The organism is Streptomyces sp. A 4/2 (genome assembly GCF_940670765.1).
Taxonomy (GTDB): domain Bacteria; phylum Actinomycetota; class Actinomycetes; order Streptomycetales; family Streptomycetaceae; genus Streptomyces.
In genome coordinates this window covers 78,553-94,151 of the sequence record NZ_CALNVW010000038.1, presented here as the reverse complement: position 1 = coordinate 94,151, position 15,599 = coordinate 78,553, and the positions used below count along the sequence as shown (strand labels likewise).

Genomic DNA, 15,599 nt, shown 5'->3' with positions numbered 1-15,599 from the left:
GCGCTACCACCGGACGGCGGCGGCTGCGGCGAAGTCGCCCGCGTGCGCGAAACCGGACAGCACGACGAGGTCTCCCTTGCGGAGCTTCCCCTCGTCGCGGGCCTGGGCCAGGGTCACCGGGATACCGGCGCCGAACAGGTTGCCGTACTGGTGGAAGGTGTCGAGGTGCCGTTCCGGCTTGACGCCCAGCGCCTCCCGCCAGTTCTGCAGGAACATCTGGTTCGGCTGGTTGGTGATGAACACGTCGATGTCGGAGGTCGGCGTGCCGATGCGCTCGCACAGTTCGGTGGCGACCTGAGGCACCAGCTGGTTGCCGCGCGCGACGATCTGCGCCACCTTCCCGTCGCTGAAGCCGATGTCTATCTCGCCCTCGCCGGGCTCCCAGTACTTGCGGGTCTCCACGGAGAGGTTCATGTCGTTGGCGTACTCGACGCCCTGGTAGCTCACCACGTCAAGGATCGGCGACTCGTCGCCCGCCCGCAGGAACCCGACGCCGCAGCCGTCACCCGGTACGGGAGCGTGCTTGCGGGTCCGTACGTCCGGGCGGGCGAAGAGCTGCCCCGCCATGTTCTGCACCGAACAGATCAGTGCGCTGCGGGCGCCGCCGCCCTCGATGATCCGGCGGGCGATCTTCATCATGTAGACGAAGGAGGCGCAGCCGCTGTTGTGCACGTCGATGATCCACTCGGGCACCGGGTCGAGTCCGAGCCGGGCCGCGATGTCGGCGCCCGCCCCGGTGAAGGCACGTTCCGGCAGCGCCACGTTGGTCAGCACGATGTCCACCTGGGCATCGCCCTGTGCGCGCAGCCGTTCCAGCATCGGCCGGGCGGCCTTCTCCACCATGTCGGTGGCGGTCTCGTCCGGCGCGGCGTGACGGCGGAAGGCGGGCGCCCGGAACATGAGCCCCTCGGCGGTCTCCGTGTCCCCGTTGGCGTAGAAGTCGGTCCCGACGGTGCGTTCGGGCAGGTAGCTGCCGACGTCGACCAGGCTGACGGGGGTCACCGGGCGGCCTCCGGGCCGGTCTTCGGGGTGGCCTCGGGGGCGGGGGCGACCGAGATGGGCAGGCCGTTGCTGTGGCGGTACTCAAGGATCGTCTTGAGGTTGTCCAGCTCGATGCGGTGGCCGGCGTAGAACAGCGGCCACAGGTCGCCCACCCAGATCCGGTCCGGACTCGGGGCCAGCTCCGGGTAGGGGTTCTTGTCGTAGTTGGGGTGGTGGCAGTTGGACCAGATGACCACCGAACCGGGCTTGCCGAGCACCTGCTGGGCCGGCACGATCCGGAACAGATAGATCATCCAGAGCTCTTCACCCTGGTCCCAGGCGCAGTGGTAGTCGAGCGTCAGCGCCTCACGGTTGGGCTTGAGCGTCATGTAGATCTTGGTGTCGGGTGCCAGGGTGTCCCGGCCGACATAGAGATCGGGGGTCGCGGTCGGCGCGAAGCCACGGGTGCTGACCGTGTACTCGTCGAGGTTGTTGATGTTGCAGAGGTAGTCGAAGACCTCCTCCGGCGGACAGTCGATGTAGTCCTGGATGGTGCAGAAGTCGCCGTACACCAGGTCGTGCGGGTACGCGGCCTCGGTCCGCTCGCTCGCCCGCGCGAGGATCTCGTCCGTGCTGGTGGTCTCGCAGCGCAGCAGATCGGGAATGTCAGCCAACTGGGGTGACGTAGTCGACATGAGTCGCTCCTGAAGGAGTGGTAAGGGATTCGAGCTGACGGAGGAACGGCACGAACGGCGGCATCTCGGCCGGGTCGGCCTCGACGCAGACAAGTGCGGGACCGGGGGTGGAATTCGTCTCGGTCAGGGCGGTACGGAGTTCTCCGGCCGTGGTCGCCCGCACCGCGTTCAGTGAGGGGAACATGGCACCGGCACCGGCCGCGATGGACGAGGGTTTGAATGTGTTGAACGAGTAGTCCGCCTCGTAGAACAATTGCTCACGCGTCACGCACATGGCATGTGCGTTGTTGTTGAAGATGATGAAGGTGACCGGCAGGTCGTATTCGACGGCGGTATGAATCTCCATGCCGTGCGCGTAGAAACCCCCGTCGCCCGCCAGCACATAGGTACGCCGGCCGGTGGCGAACGCGGCGCCTATTCCGGTACCGAAACTGTGGCCCATTCCGCCCATGCCCATCGCGATGATGAATTTCCCGCGGTGCGGGGCGGTCAGGTAATGCACGGCCGCCGAACTGGCATTGCCCGCGTCGGACACCACGGGGGCGTCGTCGGGCAGCGCGGACCCGATCGCCTCCACGGCGTCGGAGAGCCGCACTCCCGGGCTGTCGGGCCGCGGCGTGACCAGGTACTCCGGGCCCCGCGCGGGCGCCGGACGGGCGGGCAGCACGGGCAACAGGTCGGACACCGCCCGCAGTTCGGCCCGCAGATCGCCGTCCACGTGCACCACCGGCGGGCCGTCGGGCTGCGGGCCGATGAAGGGTGGCTCCGGGTCGAAGCAGATCAGCGGGGTGTCCGCGAGGACCCCGTCGAGTCCGGCCCGCGCCATCACCGGCAGCCGGGTGCCCACGAGTACGCAGACCGCGGCCTCCTCCAGCTGGCGCCGCACCGTCGGGTGCCCGATCGCGCCCGCCACGCCGACATAGCGCGGTTCGCGGTTGTCGAAGGCGTCCTTGCCGTCCGGTGTCACCGCCACCGACGCGCCCAACCGGTCGGCCAGTGCGGCGAGTTCGGCCCGCGCGTCCTGGTGTCCCACGCCGTCCCCGGCGATCAGCACGATGCCGGAGCCGCCGCGCGCGGCGTCGGCCAGCAGATCGGCGGCGGCCTGCCGGTGGGCGGCGGCCGGGACGGTGGTGGGCGTCAACAGCTCGTCGAGCGGCCGGAGCGCCCCGGCGGCAGCCTGCTGGACGTCCTTGGGCAGCAGCAGCACGGCGGGCCCGCCACGTGGTGAGCGCGCGGCGTCGACCGCCGCGGCGAGCAGCTTGCCGGTGTCGGCCGGATCGTCGACCCGTGCGCAGAAGCGCGATATGGAGCCGAACAGTTCGACCGCGTTGAAGGCGCCGGACCGTCCGCTGGTGTCCTGGAACGCGCCGCGGCCCTCCAGGTCGCGGGGCGGCTGGCCGACCAGGGCGAGCAGCGGGACCCGGGCGGCGTACGCCTCCGCGACGCCCGGCACCAGATTCATCGCGCCCGCTCCCGAGGTCGCCATGACGACACCCAGTCCGCCGACCGTCCGGTGACTTCCCTCGGCCATGCAGGTGGCTGAGAATTCGTGTTTGGCGACGACGGCTTTCACCCGCCCGTCGCCGTGGTGGACGGCGTCGTACATGTCCTCGATGTTTGCGCCACCGACCCCGAATACGTGGTCGACGCCCAGTTCCGCCAGCGAGGAAATGATGTAGTCGGCGACGCGTGTATGACCGTTCCGCATTGCTCTCCCCAGGAGCCGGTGACCCACCTCATGGCTGGACGGAGGATTTTCGAGCGGGTCGGTGTACGCGGCAGACTAGCCAGCCGGAATTCGGGCGGCCATGGCGGAGAGCAAGTGGTTAGTTGTTGTACTAGTTCTTCGGGGCGGCGGGAAAGATACCCGGGCCGGAGCGGTCCGGCCCGGGTATCTTTCCCCCTGTTGCTCCGTCGAGCGGCGGCCTCGGGTCAGTGACCGTGTCCGGTCGCGCCGGCCACGGCCATCGCCCGGAAGGCGTCGCCCCGGCGCCGGGACAGCACCGCGAAACACGCCGAGAGCGCGACCAGTTCGAGCTGGTCCCAGTCACCGTCGACCTTCACCTCGACGGACTTGCCGTGGAACTTGGGCAGCCACAGGTCGATCCGGTCGCCGCCGCTGACGACCGCGGCGCGGTAGCCGCGGAAGCTCCTCGACAGCTCCCACTGCACCGCCTTGCCGCTGCCGGGGAGGAAGCTGTCCTGGTGGTCGAGGCGGAGGACCGGCGAGCTGCCGCCGACCGTTATCCCGGTCCGCCGGGGGTTGTTGACCTCGACCGGCAGGGTCCGGCCGTTCACGGTGATCTCACCGCGCCGCATCGACTTTCCGGTCTCCAGCGAGGCTTCGCCCGCGGTTCCCTCCAGTACGTACGATCCATGACTCTTCGTCAGAGTGAGTGTGGGGGGCATGGGTTCAGCCTTTCCTGACGGTTCGTGCGAGGCCGGGAACGAGTACCAGCGCTGCCACCGTGTGCAGGCAGGCCAGGGCGATCTTCGCCGACGTGGTGACTCCGCTGCCCGGTCCGGCCACCAGCGACAGCAGGAACACCACCACGGCGATGATCACCCAGGCCTTGCGTCCTCCGGACGGCCTGCGCTCCAGCAGAGCGATCAATGCCCAGGCGAGCAGCCCGGAAACGAGCGTGGCGAAGATGACCGCGGGCAGTTGCACCGAGGATGCGGACCCGTTCGTCTTCACCTCGATGTCGACGCCGAAGGCCGAGTGGGCGAGGAGCCAGACCACCACCGTGGCGAGGGTCGCCACCACCACGGTCACGATCCGCTGTCTTCCGGCGCCTCTGCGGGTCGCCGTGCCGCCGGTCGCGGTACTCGTGTTCGACATGTGTCAAGCCTCCTTGCACCGGTGCGTGTGCCCGGTTCTGAACCATCCAGCGGTTAACGGGAGTTGACAGTAGCGAAGGGCTGCGTTCCGCAGGTCCCGGTCACTGTCCGGCCGTTGGCCTGTAGGGAATTCCTTAGGGGCGTGTCCGCCATGATTGAGCCTCACTCGCCTGGGGTGTTGTGCTTCGCGGGAATGTCACATCACGCCCGAGGGGCGGACGCGTACCGACAGTTCGTCGCAGCGTCCCTCCGCACGTCCGCGCACATCAGGCCGTTGTTCCCCATCGGGCACCGAAGAACACATACCTGAGGAGTTGGCACGGGTGGACGCAGGGATCAAGCGCGAGGTCGAGCAGAAGGTCCGGGCCGGCGAACGGCTCAGCCGTGAGGACGGCATCGCGCTGTACGCGTGCGACGACCTGGCGTGGCTCGGCGGCCTCGCCCACGAGGTGCGTACGCGCAAGAACGGCGACGTCGTCCACTTCAACATCAACCGTCACCTCAACATGACGAACGTGTGCACCGCTTCGTGCGCCTACTGCTCGTTCCAGCGCAAGCCGGGCGAGAAGGACGCGTACACGATGCGCATCGAGGACGCGGTGCGCCTCGCCAAGGCGATGGAGGGCGAGAACCTCACCGAGCTGCACATCGTCAACGGCCTGCACCCCAACCTGCCGTGGCGCTACTACCCCCGCTCGCTCAGCGAACTCAAGAAGGCGCTCCCGAACGTCTCCCTCAAGGCGTTCACCGCCACCGAGATCCACCACTTCGAGACGATCTCCGGGCTCTCCGCCTCCGACATCCTCGACGAGCTGATCGAGGCCGGTCTGGAGTCGCTGACCGGCGGCGGCGCCGAGATCTTCGACTGGGAGGTCCGGCAGCACATCGTCGACCACGCCACCCACTGGGAGGACTGGTCGCGCATCCACCGCCTCGCCCACGAGAAGGGCATCAAGACGCCCTGCACGATGCTGTACGGCCATGTCGAGGAGCCACGCCACCGCGTCGACCACGTGCTGCGGCTGCGTGAACTCCAGGACGAGACCGGCGGGTTCCAGGTCTTCATCCCGCTGCGCTACCAGCACGACTTCCACGACTCGATGGACGGCGTGGTGCGCAACAAGCTGATGGCGCGGACGAAGATGGCGACGTCCGCCGAGGCGCTGAAGACCTTCGCGGTCTCGCGGCTGCTCTTCGACAACGTCCCGCACGTCAAGGTCTTCTGGGTCATGCACGGGCTGCGCACCGCCCAGCTCGCCCTCAACCACGGCGCCGACGACATCGACGGTTCGGTCGTCGAGTACAAGATCACGCACGACGCGGACGCCTACGGCACACCGGACAAGATGTCCCGCGAAGGTCTGCTCGACCTGATCCGCGACGCCGGCTTCAAGCCCGTCGAGCGCAACACCCGTTACGAGATCGTCAACGAGTTCGACGGCCCGGACGCCGACCGCCGGGAGTCCCCGCAGCCCATGCGGGTCTGACCCGTGACGGATCCGACCATGCCCGGAATCACCCAACGACCGGTAGGTGTGAGATGACTGCGCGGGACGAGACCCTTGAGGTCTGGATAGACCAGGATCTGTGTACGGGAGACGGCATCTGCTGCCAGTACGCCCCCGATGTCTTCGAGCTGGACATCGACGGGCTCGCCTACGTCAAGGGCGCCGACGGCGAACTGCGGCAGCAGGAGGGCTCGGCGGTCCCGGTCCCGGTGCCCGCCCTGCGCGACGTCACCGACTCCGTCACCGAGTGCCCGGGGGAGTGCATCCACGTGCGCCGGGTGAGCGACGGCGTCGAAGTGTACGGACCGAACGCGGTCGACGCCTGATGCTGGAGACCACCGACCGGCGCCCCGCCGGGCAGGGACCGCGGGCCGCCCTGCGCCGCCCGCGCGTCGGGCACATCGACTTCCTGAACTGCCTCCCGCTGTTCTGGGGCCTCGCCCGCACCGGGAACCTGCTCGACCTGGACCTGCGGAAGGACTCCCCGGAGCGGCTGAGCGACGCGCTGGTCTCCGGCGAGCTGGACATCGGCCCGATCAGCGTCATGGAGTATCTGCGCAACGCCGACGACCTGGTCGTCCTGCCGGACATCGCGGTGGGCGCGGACGGGCCCGTGATGTCCTGCCTGCTGGTCAGCAAGGTGCCGCTGAAGGAGCTCGACGGCGTCCCGGTCGCCTGCACCACCACCAGCCGTACCTCGGTACGCCTGGCCGAGCTGCTGCTCGCCGAATCCGTGGGCGTGCGGCCCGAGTACTTCAGCTGCCCGCCCGACCTGCCGACCATGATGTCCGGCGCCCCGGCCGCGGTGGTGATCGGCGACGCCGCCCTGCGCGCCTCACTCCTCGAAGCGGGCACCCTCGGGCTCGAAGTGCACGACCTGGGCCAGATGTGGCAGGAGTGGACCGGCCTGCCCTTCGTCTTCGCGGTCTTCGCGGCCCGCCGCGACTTCCTGGCCCGCAACGACGTCCTCGTCCGCGAGGTCCACGCCGGATTCCTCGCCTCCCGTGAACTGTTCCTCGCCGAGATCGACGAGGTCTGCACCAAGGCCGCCCGCTGGGAGGAGTTCGACGCCGAGACCCTGAAGCGCTACTACCTCTCCGCGCTCGACTTCAGCCTGGGAGAACGGCAGTTGGCCGGTCTCCGGGAATTCGCCCGCCGGGTCGGCGGCGCCGGAGCGGGCTTCCGCCCGGACGTCGCACTCCGGCTGATGGACACCGGCCGGACGGTCTGACGGGCCCCGACCCGTGCGAAGCACCGCCACCCCACCCCAAGAAAGGCGGCCCGAAGTGGCCCAGCCGAACAGTCATCTCACCGCTGCTCTGGACCGCGCCGCCGACGGGGGCCGCATCACGCCCGACGAGGCGCTGGAGCTGTACCGCGACGCCCCGCTGCACGCGCTCGGTTCGGCCGCGGACGCCGTACGCCGGCGCCGCTTCGCGGACAGCGGGCACCTCGCGACGTACATCATCGAGCGGAACATCAACTACACCAACGTCTGCGTGACGGCGTGCAAGTTCTGTGCCTTCTACGCCCCGCCGAAGTCCGACGCGGGCTGGGAGCGCGATCTCGACGACATCCTGCGCCGCTGCGGCGAGACCGTCGAACTCGGCGGCACGCAGATCATGTTCCAGGGCGGCCACCACCCGGACTACGGCGTCGAGTACTACGAGCGCACCTTCTCCGCGATCAAGAAGGCCTACCCGCAGCTCGTGATCCACTCCCTCGGCGCCTCCGAGGTCGCGCACATGTCGAAGATCTCCGGGGTGTCGACCGCCGAGGCGATCGGCCGGATCCGGGACGCCGGTCTCGACTCGTTCGCGGGCGCGGGCGCGGAGCTGCTCCCGGCCCGCGCGCGCACCGCCATCGCGCCGCTCAAGGAGTCCGGCGAGCGCTGGCTGGAGATCATGGAGACCGCGCACGGGCTGGGCGTCGAGTCCACCACGACGATGCTGATGGGCACCGGCGAGACCAACGCCGAGCGCATCGAGCACCTGCGGATGATCCGTGACGTGCAGGACCGGACGGGCGGCTTCCGCGCGTTCATCCCGTACACCTACCAGCCGGAGAACAACCACCTGAAGGGTCAGACGCAGGCGACGTCGCTGGAGTACCTGCGCATGATCGCCATCGCCCGGCTGTTCTTCGACAACGTCGCCCACATCCAGGGCTCCTGGCTGACCACCGGAAAGGAACTCGGTCAGCTGACCCTGCACTACGGCGCCGACGACCTCGGCTCGGTGATGCTGGAGGAGAACGTCGTCTCGTCGGCCGGTGCCAAGCACCGCTCCAACCTGCCCGAGCTGATCGACCTCATCCGCGGCTCCGACCGCGTACCGGCCCAGCGCAACACCTCGTACGAGATCCTCCGGGTGCACGACGACCCGGCCAACGACCCGGTCGACGAGCGGGTCGTCTCGCACCTGTCGTCGACCGCGGACTCCGGCGCACCCCGCCGGAATCTCAAGGTCCTGCCGGTCGGCTGAGGGGACACGGTCGACATGAAGGTATGTGTGACCGGCGGCGCGGGCTTCATCGGATCGCACTACGTGCGGGCGATGCTGGCCGGCGAGTACGCCGGGTACGAGGACGCCGAAGTGACGGTCGTCGACCTGCTCACCTACGCGGGCAACACGGCGAACCTGCCGATGGACCAGGAACGGCTGACGTTCGTCCGGGGCGACATCCGGGACGCGGACCTGCTCGCCTCGGTGCTGCCGGGCCACGACGCCGTGGTGCACTTCGCGGCGGAGTCCCACGTGGACCGGTCACTGGTCGGCGCGGTGCCGTTCGCCTCCACCAACGTGCTGGGCACCCAGCAGCTCCTGGACAGCTGCCTGACGGCCGGGGTCCGTACGGTGCTGTGCGTCTCCACCGACGAGGTGTACGGCTCGATCGACGCCGGCTGCTGGGACGAGAACGAGCCGCTGCTGCCCAACTCGCCCTACTCGGCGTCGAAGGCGGGCAGCGACCTGGTCGCCAGGGCCGCCTGGCGCACCCACGGCCTGGACGTGCGGATCACCCGCTGCTCCAACAACTACGGCCCGTACCAGAACACCGAGAAGCTCATCCCGCTGTTCATCACCAACCTGCTGCGCGGACGGCCGGTCGGGCTGTACGGCGACGGGGCCAACGTACGCGAGTGGCTGCACGTCGCCGACCACTGCGCGGCGCTGCAACTGGTCCTCACCGACGGCCGTCCGGGCGAGATCTACAACATCGGCAGCGGCGTCGAGGTGACCAACGCCTCGATCGCCGACCGGCTCGTCGAACTGTGCGGCGCCGACCCGGGACTGATCCGGTACGTCGCCGACCGCAAGGGCCACGACCTGCGGTACGCGCTGGACCTGGGGAAGATCACCAAGCTCGGTTTCACTCCGGCGTACGAGTTCGCCGCCGGTCTTGAGTCCACCGTGCGCTGGTACCGCGACCACCCGTCCTGGTGGGCGCCGGACGCCGGCTGACGTCACGGAGTCATAGGGGTACGCCGAAGGGCGGCTGCCGGAACCATCCGGCAGCCGCCCTTCGGCACACCCCTATGCGTCGTTCCCGTCCCAGCCGACCAGCAGCTCGTGCACGCCGTAGTGCAGCATGTCCGCGCGCATCGGCACGTCCCCGGCCGCCTTCGCCAGGCGCAGCGAGGGGAAACGGTCGAAGAGCGCGGGATAGGCGATGCGCAGCACGGCGCGGGCGAGGTTCTGGCCGATGCACTGGTGCACGCCGTGCCCGAAGGCCACATGCCCCTGCGGGTCCCCGGTGATGTCGAGTCGGTCGGGGTCGGGGAAGTGCGCGGGATCCCGGTTGGCCGCGGGCAGTGCCACCACCACCGTGTCGCCCGCCCTGATCCGCGCCCCGTTCAGCTCCACGTCCTCCAGCGCGGCCCGGCTGGCCCCGAGGTGCGAGATGGTCAGGTGGCGCAGCAGCTCCTCGACCGCGTTGTCGATCAGCTCGGGCCGGGCCCGCAGCGCGGCGAGCTGTTCCGGGTGGGTGAGCAGCGCGAAGGTGCCGAGGGCGAGCATGTTCGCGGTGGTGTCGAATCCGCCGCCGATCAACGCCCAGGCGAGATTGGTCTGTTCCTCGACGGTCAGCCTGCCGTCCCGGGCCAGCTCGCTCAGCAGATCCGGTCCGGATCCGGACCGTTTCGACTCGACGAGCTCCTGGAGCACCTCGGCGATGTCGGTGCAGGACGCGATCAGCTCCTCCACCGTGTACGTCATGCGCGACAGCACCGCCATGTGCGTGCTCAACCGCTCCCGGGCGGCATCCGGTATGCCGAGCATCCCGCACATCACGCGGACGGCCACCGGTTCGGCGAACGTGCCGACGAGGTCCACCGGGCCTTCGACCCTCGCCATCGCGTCCAGCTGTTCCCGGACGATCCCGGTGATCATCGGGGTGAGTCCGGCGATCCCGCGCACGGTGAACCTGCGGGTCAGGAAGCGCCGGTAGTACGAGTGGTCGGGCTGGTCCATCTTGATGAAGGCGCCGGGTGCCGCGGGTGGCGGTGTGTACGCGGTCATCGGGAACGGCGGCGGGATCGGCAGGCCGATCAGCTCGTTGCGATGGCTGAACCGGGCGTCGCTGAGCACGGCCCGCGCGTCGGCGAGCCGGGTGACCAGCCAGCCGGAGCCCTCGCCGGGGCCCACCGTCAGCTCCAGCGGCGCGACCGGGCAGCGCTCCCGCAGCGCGGCGTACTCCGCCGGCGGGTCGAAGGGACAGGCCCGCTCCACGGGCAGCGACACGGGCGGCGACACGGGCGGCGACACGGGCGGCGACACCGGCGGTGATACCTGCCGTGGCACCGGCCCCGATCCGGGCACCGCCCCCTGCGTGCGGTCGCCCTCCGGGTGCGTACGCGGCTCGCTCACCGGACCTCCAAGGAAGCGGTGCGCAGCCGCTCCTCGATCACATCGGCCGCCCTGCGCGCCCCGCCCGCCGCCCTGACGTGCTCCCGCATGTCCCGTACGCGCTCCCGCATCCCGCTGTCACCCGCGACCCGCGCGACCGCGTCCCGCAGCGCCTCCGGGGACACCTCGTCGCGCTGCACCACCTCGGCCAGGCCCAGTTCGGTCAGCCGCCGGGCGTTGACGTGCTGCTCGGGGTGGTGCGGGACGACCACCATCGGCACCCCGGCGTACAGCGACTCCATGATGCTGCCCATCCCGGACTGGCAGAGGAAGACCGAGGCGTGGGCGAGGACCGCACCCATCGGGACCCACCGGTGCGCCTCCACGTTCGGCGGCAGCTCACCCAGTTCCCCGGGGGCGACCCGGTCACCGAGCGCCAGCACGACGTGCCAGGGCAGGTCGGCGAAGGCCTTCGCGCAGTGGCGGAAGAAGTCGGGCCGGTTGTTGACCGTGGTGCCCAGGGAGACCAGCAGCACCGGAGCGCCGCTCGCGGGCGGCTGCCAGCCGTCCTCCTGCCGCCCGTCGCAGGTCGGTCCGACGAAGGCGTGCCGTTCGTCGAAGGTCGCACCCGCGAACTGGAACTCACGGGGCAGGAACGCCAGGGTGAACTCCCGCCGCCCGTAGAACAGTTCGGCCTTCTGCTCGTCCCGCAGCCCACTGCTGCCGACGGTCTCCGTCAGCCGGGCCGCGAACTCGACGATGGCCGGGTGCGCGGGATCGACCCGACCGGCGTACTCCTGGTGCTGCGCGGACAGGTCGAAGTGCTCGTTGGAGATGAAGGTGGGGGACAGCTGGATGCTCGGCCGCTGCCAGCGGGCGGCCAGCAGCCGTCCGGTCAGCCAGAGCGTCGTGTCGTACACGACGGCGTCCGGCGGCCCCCCGGAAAAGCACGACTCGATCGTCGGCAGCACCGCGGTACTCGCGTCGAGCAGCTTGAGCGGGGCGCGGGCGCACTCGTCGGCGTCGATGTTCTCCGGCGGCGGGTCCGAGGAGAGCGGCGGATCGTACGGGCGCACCTCGGCGCCCGTGGCGCGCACCCGCTCCTCGAAGTCCTCGGTGGCGAAACAGGTCACCCGGTGCCCCCGCGCGACGAGTTCGGCCACCACCGGCAGCACCGGCATCATGTGCCCGTACGCCGGATAGGGCAGGAACGCCAGATGTCTGCGCGGCCCGGTCATGAGGCGGCCAGCCGGGCCTCGACGGTGTCGGCGGCGAGCGCCGGCCCGCCCCGGCCCGCGATGCTCGCGGACAGGTCCTTCACCCGCTGCCGGGCCGCGGCGTCCTCGGCCAGACCGAGCACCGCGTCCCGCAGCCGGTCCGCCGTCAGCGCGTCCGGGGTGAGGGAGCGGCCGAGCCCCAGCTCGGTCAACCGGGCTGCGACCAGGTCCTGTTCGCCGGTGCGCGGGACGACGACCGGCGGTACGCCGTAGTACAGCGACTCCATGGTGCTGCCCATCCCGGCGTGCGAGACGAACGCCGACGCGTGCGCGAGCACGGCCAGCTGCGGCACCCACGGCCGCGCCTCGACGTGCGGCGGGAGCGGGCCCAGGTCGTCCGGTGTGACCAGGCCGCCGAGCGACATGACGACGTGCATCGGCTGGTCGGCCAGCGCCGCGAGGGCGTCCCGGTAGAACGCCGCCTGGTTCTCGTACCCGAAGCTGCCGAGCGCGACCAGCACCACCGGCCTGCCGTCCGACGGCGGCTGCCACGTGCCCTGCCCGGCACGGTCGCCGATGCACGGGCCGACGAAGACGTGCCGGGCGTCGAACGTCTCGATGCCGGGCTGGAACTCGGGGGGCACGAACACCAGGGTCTGTTCCTCGGCGGCCCCGGCGAAGTCCTCGTTCGACAGACCGGTGAGCCCGTGGGCGTCCAGCGTCCCGCGCATCTTCTCCTGCGCCTGCCGCAGCGCCGGATGGTCCGGATCCGGCGGGGACATGGACGCGGCCAGTGCGGCGTACGGGGAGAACGTGTTGCTGGACACGAAGGTGGTCGCGGTCAGCGCGGTGGGCAGGTCCCACTTGCGCGCGAGCAGACGGCCGGTGGCGTAGCCGAACGAGTCGTACACCATCAGGTCCGGCCGGTCGGCGCCGAGACGGCGTTCCGCCTCGGCGAGCGGCGTGAAGACCTCCGAGAGGTGCACCAGGCCCGCCTGGGCCATGTCGTCACCGGTGATCTCCGACGGGATGGCCACGGTGTTCCACGACTTGGGGACGAGCGATTCGTAGGGGATGACGTCGGCCCCGGTCGCCGCGACGACGTCGGCGAAGTGCGAGGCGACCACGTACGACACCCGGTGGCCGCGGCGGACGAGTTCGGCGACGACCGGCAGGGTCGGGTTGACGTGGCCGTGGGCCGGATAGTTGAAGAAGGCGATGTGGCGGCCGGTGGTCATCGGCGCTCCGTTTCGGTCGTGGCGATCTCCATGACGTACTGCCCGTAGCCCGACTTGGGCAGCGCGGCCCCGCGCCGGTAGCAGGCCTCCGCGTCGATGAAGCCGCGTCGCAGCGCGATCTCCTCGATGCAGGCGATACGGACGCCCTGCCGCCGCTCCAGCACCTGGACGTACTGGCCCGCGTCGAGCAGCGAGTCGTGGGTCCCGGTGTCCAGCCAGGCGAAGCCGCGCCCGAGGTCGATCACCTTCGCCCGGCCCTCCCGCTGGTAGGGCCGGATGACATCGGTGATCTCCAGCTCGCCGCGCGCCGACGGGGTGAGGTTCTTCGCGATGTCCAGGGCGGTGTTGTCGAAGAAGTACAGACCGGTGATGGCCCGGTCGGTACGCGGGTGGGCGGGCTTCTCCTCGATGGCGACCAGCCGCCCGTCGTCGTCGACCTCGCCCACGCCGTACCGCTCCGGGTCGGAGACGCGGTAGCCGAACAGCACACAGCCGTCCAGGGTCTGCCGGCTGTCGTGGAGGAAGCCGGAGAGGCCGGGCCCGTAGAAGATGTTGTCGCCGAGGATCAGCGCGATCGAGTCGTCGCCGACATGGTCCGCGCCGATGATGAACGCCTCGGGCAGCCCGCCGGGCTCCGGCTGGACGGCGTAGCTCAGATTCAGCCCGAGTTCCGAGCCGTCGCCGAGCAGCCGCTGGAAGAGCGGCTGGTCCTCGGGCGTGGAGATGATCAGGATGTCCCGGATGTCGCCGAGCATCAGCACCGACAGCGGGTAGTAGATCATGGGCTTGTCGTAGATGGGCAGCAGCTGTTTGGAGACGGCCAGCGTCACGGGGTGCAGGCGCGTTCCGGCGCCCCCGGCGAGGATGATGCCCTTCATGGGTGAGTCACTTCCGTAGGCGGGGCTGGGTGGTCGGCCGGTCGGGGACGGCGCATCAGAGCCTCGGCCGCGTCGGCGCCGCGCACCGCACCACCCGCCTCGCGCACGTCCCGGCGCATCCGGGAGACCGCGGCACGGATCCGCGCACTGGTGGCGACCTCGTCGACCGCCGCACGCAGCGCGTCCGGGCCGGTCGCCTCCCGGTACAGGACGCGGCCCAGGTCGAGGTCCGCCACCTGGGCGGAGATGACCCGCTGGTCGATGTGGAACGGCACGAGCACCATGGGCACGCCGAAGAAGAGCGACTCCATGACGCTGCCCATCCCGGCGTGCGTGATGAACGCCGTGGCGTGCCGCAGCACTTCGGGGTGGCGCAGCCACTGGTGCGCCTCCACGTTGCCGGGCAGCGGGCCCAGCTCGTCGAGGGTGACGCGGTGGCCGAGGGTCATCACGATGTGCCACGGTGAGCCGGCCAGCGCCTCGACGCAGGAGCGCAGGAAACTGCCCTGGTCGGGGGTGTAGGAGCTGCCGAGCGAGAGCAGCAGCACCGGCCGTCCGTCGGCGGGCGGCGACCAGCTGGTGGAGGCCGCCTCGTCCGGCTCGTCGGCCAGGCACGGCCCGACGAAGGCGAACCGGTCGTCGAACGTCTCCGGGGCGATCTGGAATTCCTTCGGCAGGAAGACGATGTTGTCGCCGTGCTCGGCGCCGAAGCCGTCGATCGGGACCTGGTCCAGCCCGCAAGAGGTGAGCAGCTTGTCCCGGCGGGCGACGAATTCGGTGATCAGGGGGTCCTGGGGGTCGACCGGCTCCGGCGGCGGGCCGGTGACCTCCTGGCTCTGGCGGTCGGACATGGAGAACCCGGGGCTCGACGCGATGGTCGGGCAGAGCTGTACGACGGGGACGTCCCAGGCGCGGGCCAGGATCCGGCCGGTCTCGGACGCCGCGAGGTCGTGGGCGATGAGATCGGGGTGTCTTTCGCCGAACCGGTCCACCACCGCCTGCAGGGGGGCGAGCGACTCCTCGAAGAACTCCAGGATGTTCTCCACGGCGGACCCGGTCGGTCCGTCGGCCCACGGGAACCGGGAGGCGTACACGACGGCCTCCGCCCCGACGGCGCGGACCATGTCGGCGAAACGCTCGGTGACGAAGCAGGTCACCCGGTTCCCGCGCCGGACCAGTTCGGCCAGCATCGGCAGCGTGGGCGCGATGTGCGCGTACGCGGGGAAGGTGAGGACGGCGACGTGTCTGGGCGGGTGAGGCGCGGGATTCAGACCTGATTGTCCATTCACGGCGCGAGTATGCACCCGCGAATTGCCCAGCACGACAGCGGAGTTGGGAAGACTAGGGCTCCCGCTAGTCCATAGCGGCGAAGGTGGTCTTTGACAGAGTCATTACTA

At 70.1% G+C, this 15,599-nt stretch carries 15 protein-coding genes; 5 read left to right on the top strand and 10 right to left on the bottom strand.

What is annotated here, in order from left to right; translation table 11 throughout:
* Window positions 1-3: 3 nt before the first annotated feature.
* The 5 genes from NBY69_RS28150 to NBY69_RS28130 all read right to left on the bottom strand — a co-directional run bounded on the left by NBY69_RS28150 (window position 4) and on the right by NBY69_RS28130 (window position 4,518).
* On the bottom strand, window positions 4-1,002 hold the full coding sequence (locus NBY69_RS28150; protein ID WP_250304690.1) for a 3-oxoacyl-[acyl-carrier-protein] synthase III C-terminal domain-containing protein: 999 nt from the start codon (window positions 1,000-1,002) through the stop codon (window positions 4-6).
* The gene (locus NBY69_RS28145; RefSeq protein WP_250304689.1) at window positions 999-1,676 is read right to left on the bottom strand and encodes an SRPBCC family protein; all 678 of its coding nucleotides are present in this window, start codon (window positions 1,674-1,676) and stop codon (window positions 999-1,001) included. Before NBY69_RS28145 ends, NBY69_RS28150 begins: the two co-directional genes overlap by 4 nt.
* Window positions 1,648-3,384 (bottom strand): thiamine pyrophosphate-binding protein, encoded by a 1,737-nt coding sequence (locus NBY69_RS28140; protein WP_250304688.1) that lies wholly within the window; start codon window positions 3,382-3,384, stop codon window positions 1,648-1,650. The genes NBY69_RS28145 and NBY69_RS28140 overlap by 29 nt, the downstream gene beginning before the upstream one ends.
* Window positions 3,385-3,608: 224 nt before the next feature.
* On the bottom strand, window positions 3,609-4,085 hold the full coding sequence (locus NBY69_RS28135) for a hypothetical protein (protein ID WP_250304687.1): 477 nt from the start codon (window positions 4,083-4,085) through the stop codon (window positions 3,609-3,611).
* 4 nt (window positions 4,086-4,089) lie between these two features.
* Window positions 4,090-4,518, bottom strand: a complete 429-nt coding sequence (locus tag NBY69_RS28130; RefSeq protein WP_250304686.1) for a DUF6069 family protein — start codon at window positions 4,516-4,518, stop codon at window positions 4,090-4,092.
* A 322-nt stretch (window positions 4,519-4,840) separates the two neighbouring features.
* Between NBY69_RS28130 and mqnE the strand changes: the two genes are divergently transcribed.
* From mqnE to rfbB, 5 genes are read left to right on the top strand one after another with little or no spacing between them, the layout of a single operon-like run.
* Entirely contained in the window at window positions 4,841-6,004 is a 1,164-nt protein-coding gene (mqnE, locus tag NBY69_RS28125; RefSeq protein ID WP_250304685.1) for an aminofutalosine synthase MqnE, read from the top strand.
* Window positions 6,005-6,057: 53 nt separating this feature from the next.
* Window positions 6,058-6,351 carry a ferredoxin gene (locus NBY69_RS28120; protein ID WP_250304684.1) on the top strand — a complete coding sequence of 98 codons (294 nt, stop codon included), beginning with the start codon at window positions 6,058-6,060 and terminating at the stop codon, window positions 6,349-6,351.
* A complete protein-coding gene (locus tag NBY69_RS28115; RefSeq protein WP_250304683.1) occupies window positions 6,351-7,256 on the top strand; it encodes a menaquinone biosynthetic enzyme MqnA/MqnD family protein in 906 nt (301 codons plus the stop codon). Before NBY69_RS28120 ends, NBY69_RS28115 begins: the two co-directional genes overlap by 1 nt.
* Window positions 7,257-7,311: 55 nt before the next feature.
* Window positions 7,312-8,508, top strand: coding sequence for a cyclic dehypoxanthinyl futalosine synthase (mqnC, locus tag NBY69_RS28110; protein WP_250304682.1), 1,197 nt, complete (start codon window positions 7,312-7,314; stop codon window positions 8,506-8,508).
* Window positions 8,509-8,523: 15 nt separating this feature from the next.
* The gene (gene rfbB, locus NBY69_RS28105) at window positions 8,524-9,486 is read left to right on the top strand and encodes a dTDP-glucose 4,6-dehydratase (RefSeq protein WP_250304681.1); all 963 of its coding nucleotides are present in this window, start codon (window positions 8,524-8,526) and stop codon (window positions 9,484-9,486) included.
* A 72-nt stretch (window positions 9,487-9,558) separates the two neighbouring features.
* On the opposite strand, the gene NBY69_RS28100 is transcribed toward rfbB, so the two are convergent.
* From NBY69_RS28100 to NBY69_RS28080, 5 genes are read right to left on the bottom strand one after another with little or no spacing between them, the layout of a single operon-like run.
* Window positions 9,559-10,890 carry a cytochrome P450 gene (locus tag NBY69_RS28100; RefSeq protein ID WP_308409507.1) on the bottom strand — a complete coding sequence of 444 codons (1,332 nt, stop codon included), beginning with the start codon at window positions 10,888-10,890 and terminating at the stop codon, window positions 9,559-9,561.
* Window positions 10,887-12,107 (bottom strand): macrolide family glycosyltransferase, encoded by a 1,221-nt coding sequence (locus NBY69_RS28095; protein ID WP_250304680.1) that lies wholly within the window; start codon window positions 12,105-12,107, stop codon window positions 10,887-10,889. The genes NBY69_RS28100 and NBY69_RS28095 overlap by 4 nt, the downstream gene beginning before the upstream one ends.
* Window positions 12,104-13,324: a macrolide family glycosyltransferase gene (locus tag NBY69_RS28090; RefSeq protein ID WP_250304679.1), complete on the bottom strand. Its 1,221-nt coding sequence runs from the start codon at window positions 13,322-13,324 to the stop codon at window positions 12,104-12,106. Before NBY69_RS28090 ends, NBY69_RS28095 begins: the two co-directional genes overlap by 4 nt.
* A complete protein-coding gene (rfbA, locus tag NBY69_RS28085) occupies window positions 13,321-14,202 on the bottom strand; it encodes a glucose-1-phosphate thymidylyltransferase RfbA (protein ID WP_250304678.1) in 882 nt (293 codons plus the stop codon). Before rfbA ends, NBY69_RS28090 begins: the two co-directional genes overlap by 4 nt.
* Entirely contained in the window at window positions 14,199-15,491 is a 1,293-nt protein-coding gene (locus NBY69_RS28080) for a macrolide family glycosyltransferase (protein ID WP_250304677.1), read from the bottom strand. Before NBY69_RS28080 ends, rfbA begins: the two co-directional genes overlap by 4 nt.
* Window positions 15,492-15,599: the final 108 nt, after the last annotated feature.

What these genes read in the sequence shown, in the direction of transcription:
- NBY69_RS28120 (WP_250304684.1), top strand. Translation starts at nt 6,058, where the DNA reads ATGACTGCGCGGGACGAGACCCTTGAGGTCTGGATAGACCAGGATCTG.
- rfbA (WP_250304678.1), bottom strand. Translation starts at nt 14,202, where the DNA reads ATGAAGGGCATCATCCTCGCCGGGGGCGCCGGAACGCGCCTGCACCCC.
- NBY69_RS28095 (WP_250304680.1), bottom strand. Translation starts at nt 12,107, where the DNA reads ATGACCGGGCCGCGCAGACATCTGGCGTTCCTGCCCTATCCGGCGTAC.
- NBY69_RS28145 (WP_250304689.1), bottom strand. Translation starts at nt 1,676, where the DNA reads ATGTCGACTACGTCACCCCAGTTGGCTGACATTCCCGATCTGCTGCGC.
- rfbB (WP_250304681.1), top strand. Translation starts at nt 8,524, where the DNA reads ATGAAGGTATGTGTGACCGGCGGCGCGGGCTTCATCGGATCGCACTAC.
- NBY69_RS28115 (WP_250304683.1), top strand. Translation starts at nt 6,351, where the DNA reads ATGCTGGAGACCACCGACCGGCGCCCCGCCGGGCAGGGACCGCGGGCC.
- NBY69_RS28135 (WP_250304687.1), bottom strand. Translation starts at nt 4,085, where the DNA reads ATGCCCCCCACACTCACTCTGACGAAGAGTCATGGATCGTACGTACTG.
- NBY69_RS28140 (WP_250304688.1), bottom strand. Translation starts at nt 3,384, where the DNA reads ATGCGGAACGGTCATACACGCGTCGCCGACTACATCATTTCCTCGCTG.
- NBY69_RS28090 (WP_250304679.1), bottom strand. Translation starts at nt 13,324, where the DNA reads ATGACCACCGGCCGCCACATCGCCTTCTTCAACTATCCGGCCCACGGC.
- NBY69_RS28130 (WP_250304686.1), bottom strand. Translation starts at nt 4,518, where the DNA reads ATGTCGAACACGAGTACCGCGACCGGCGGCACGGCGACCCGCAGAGGC.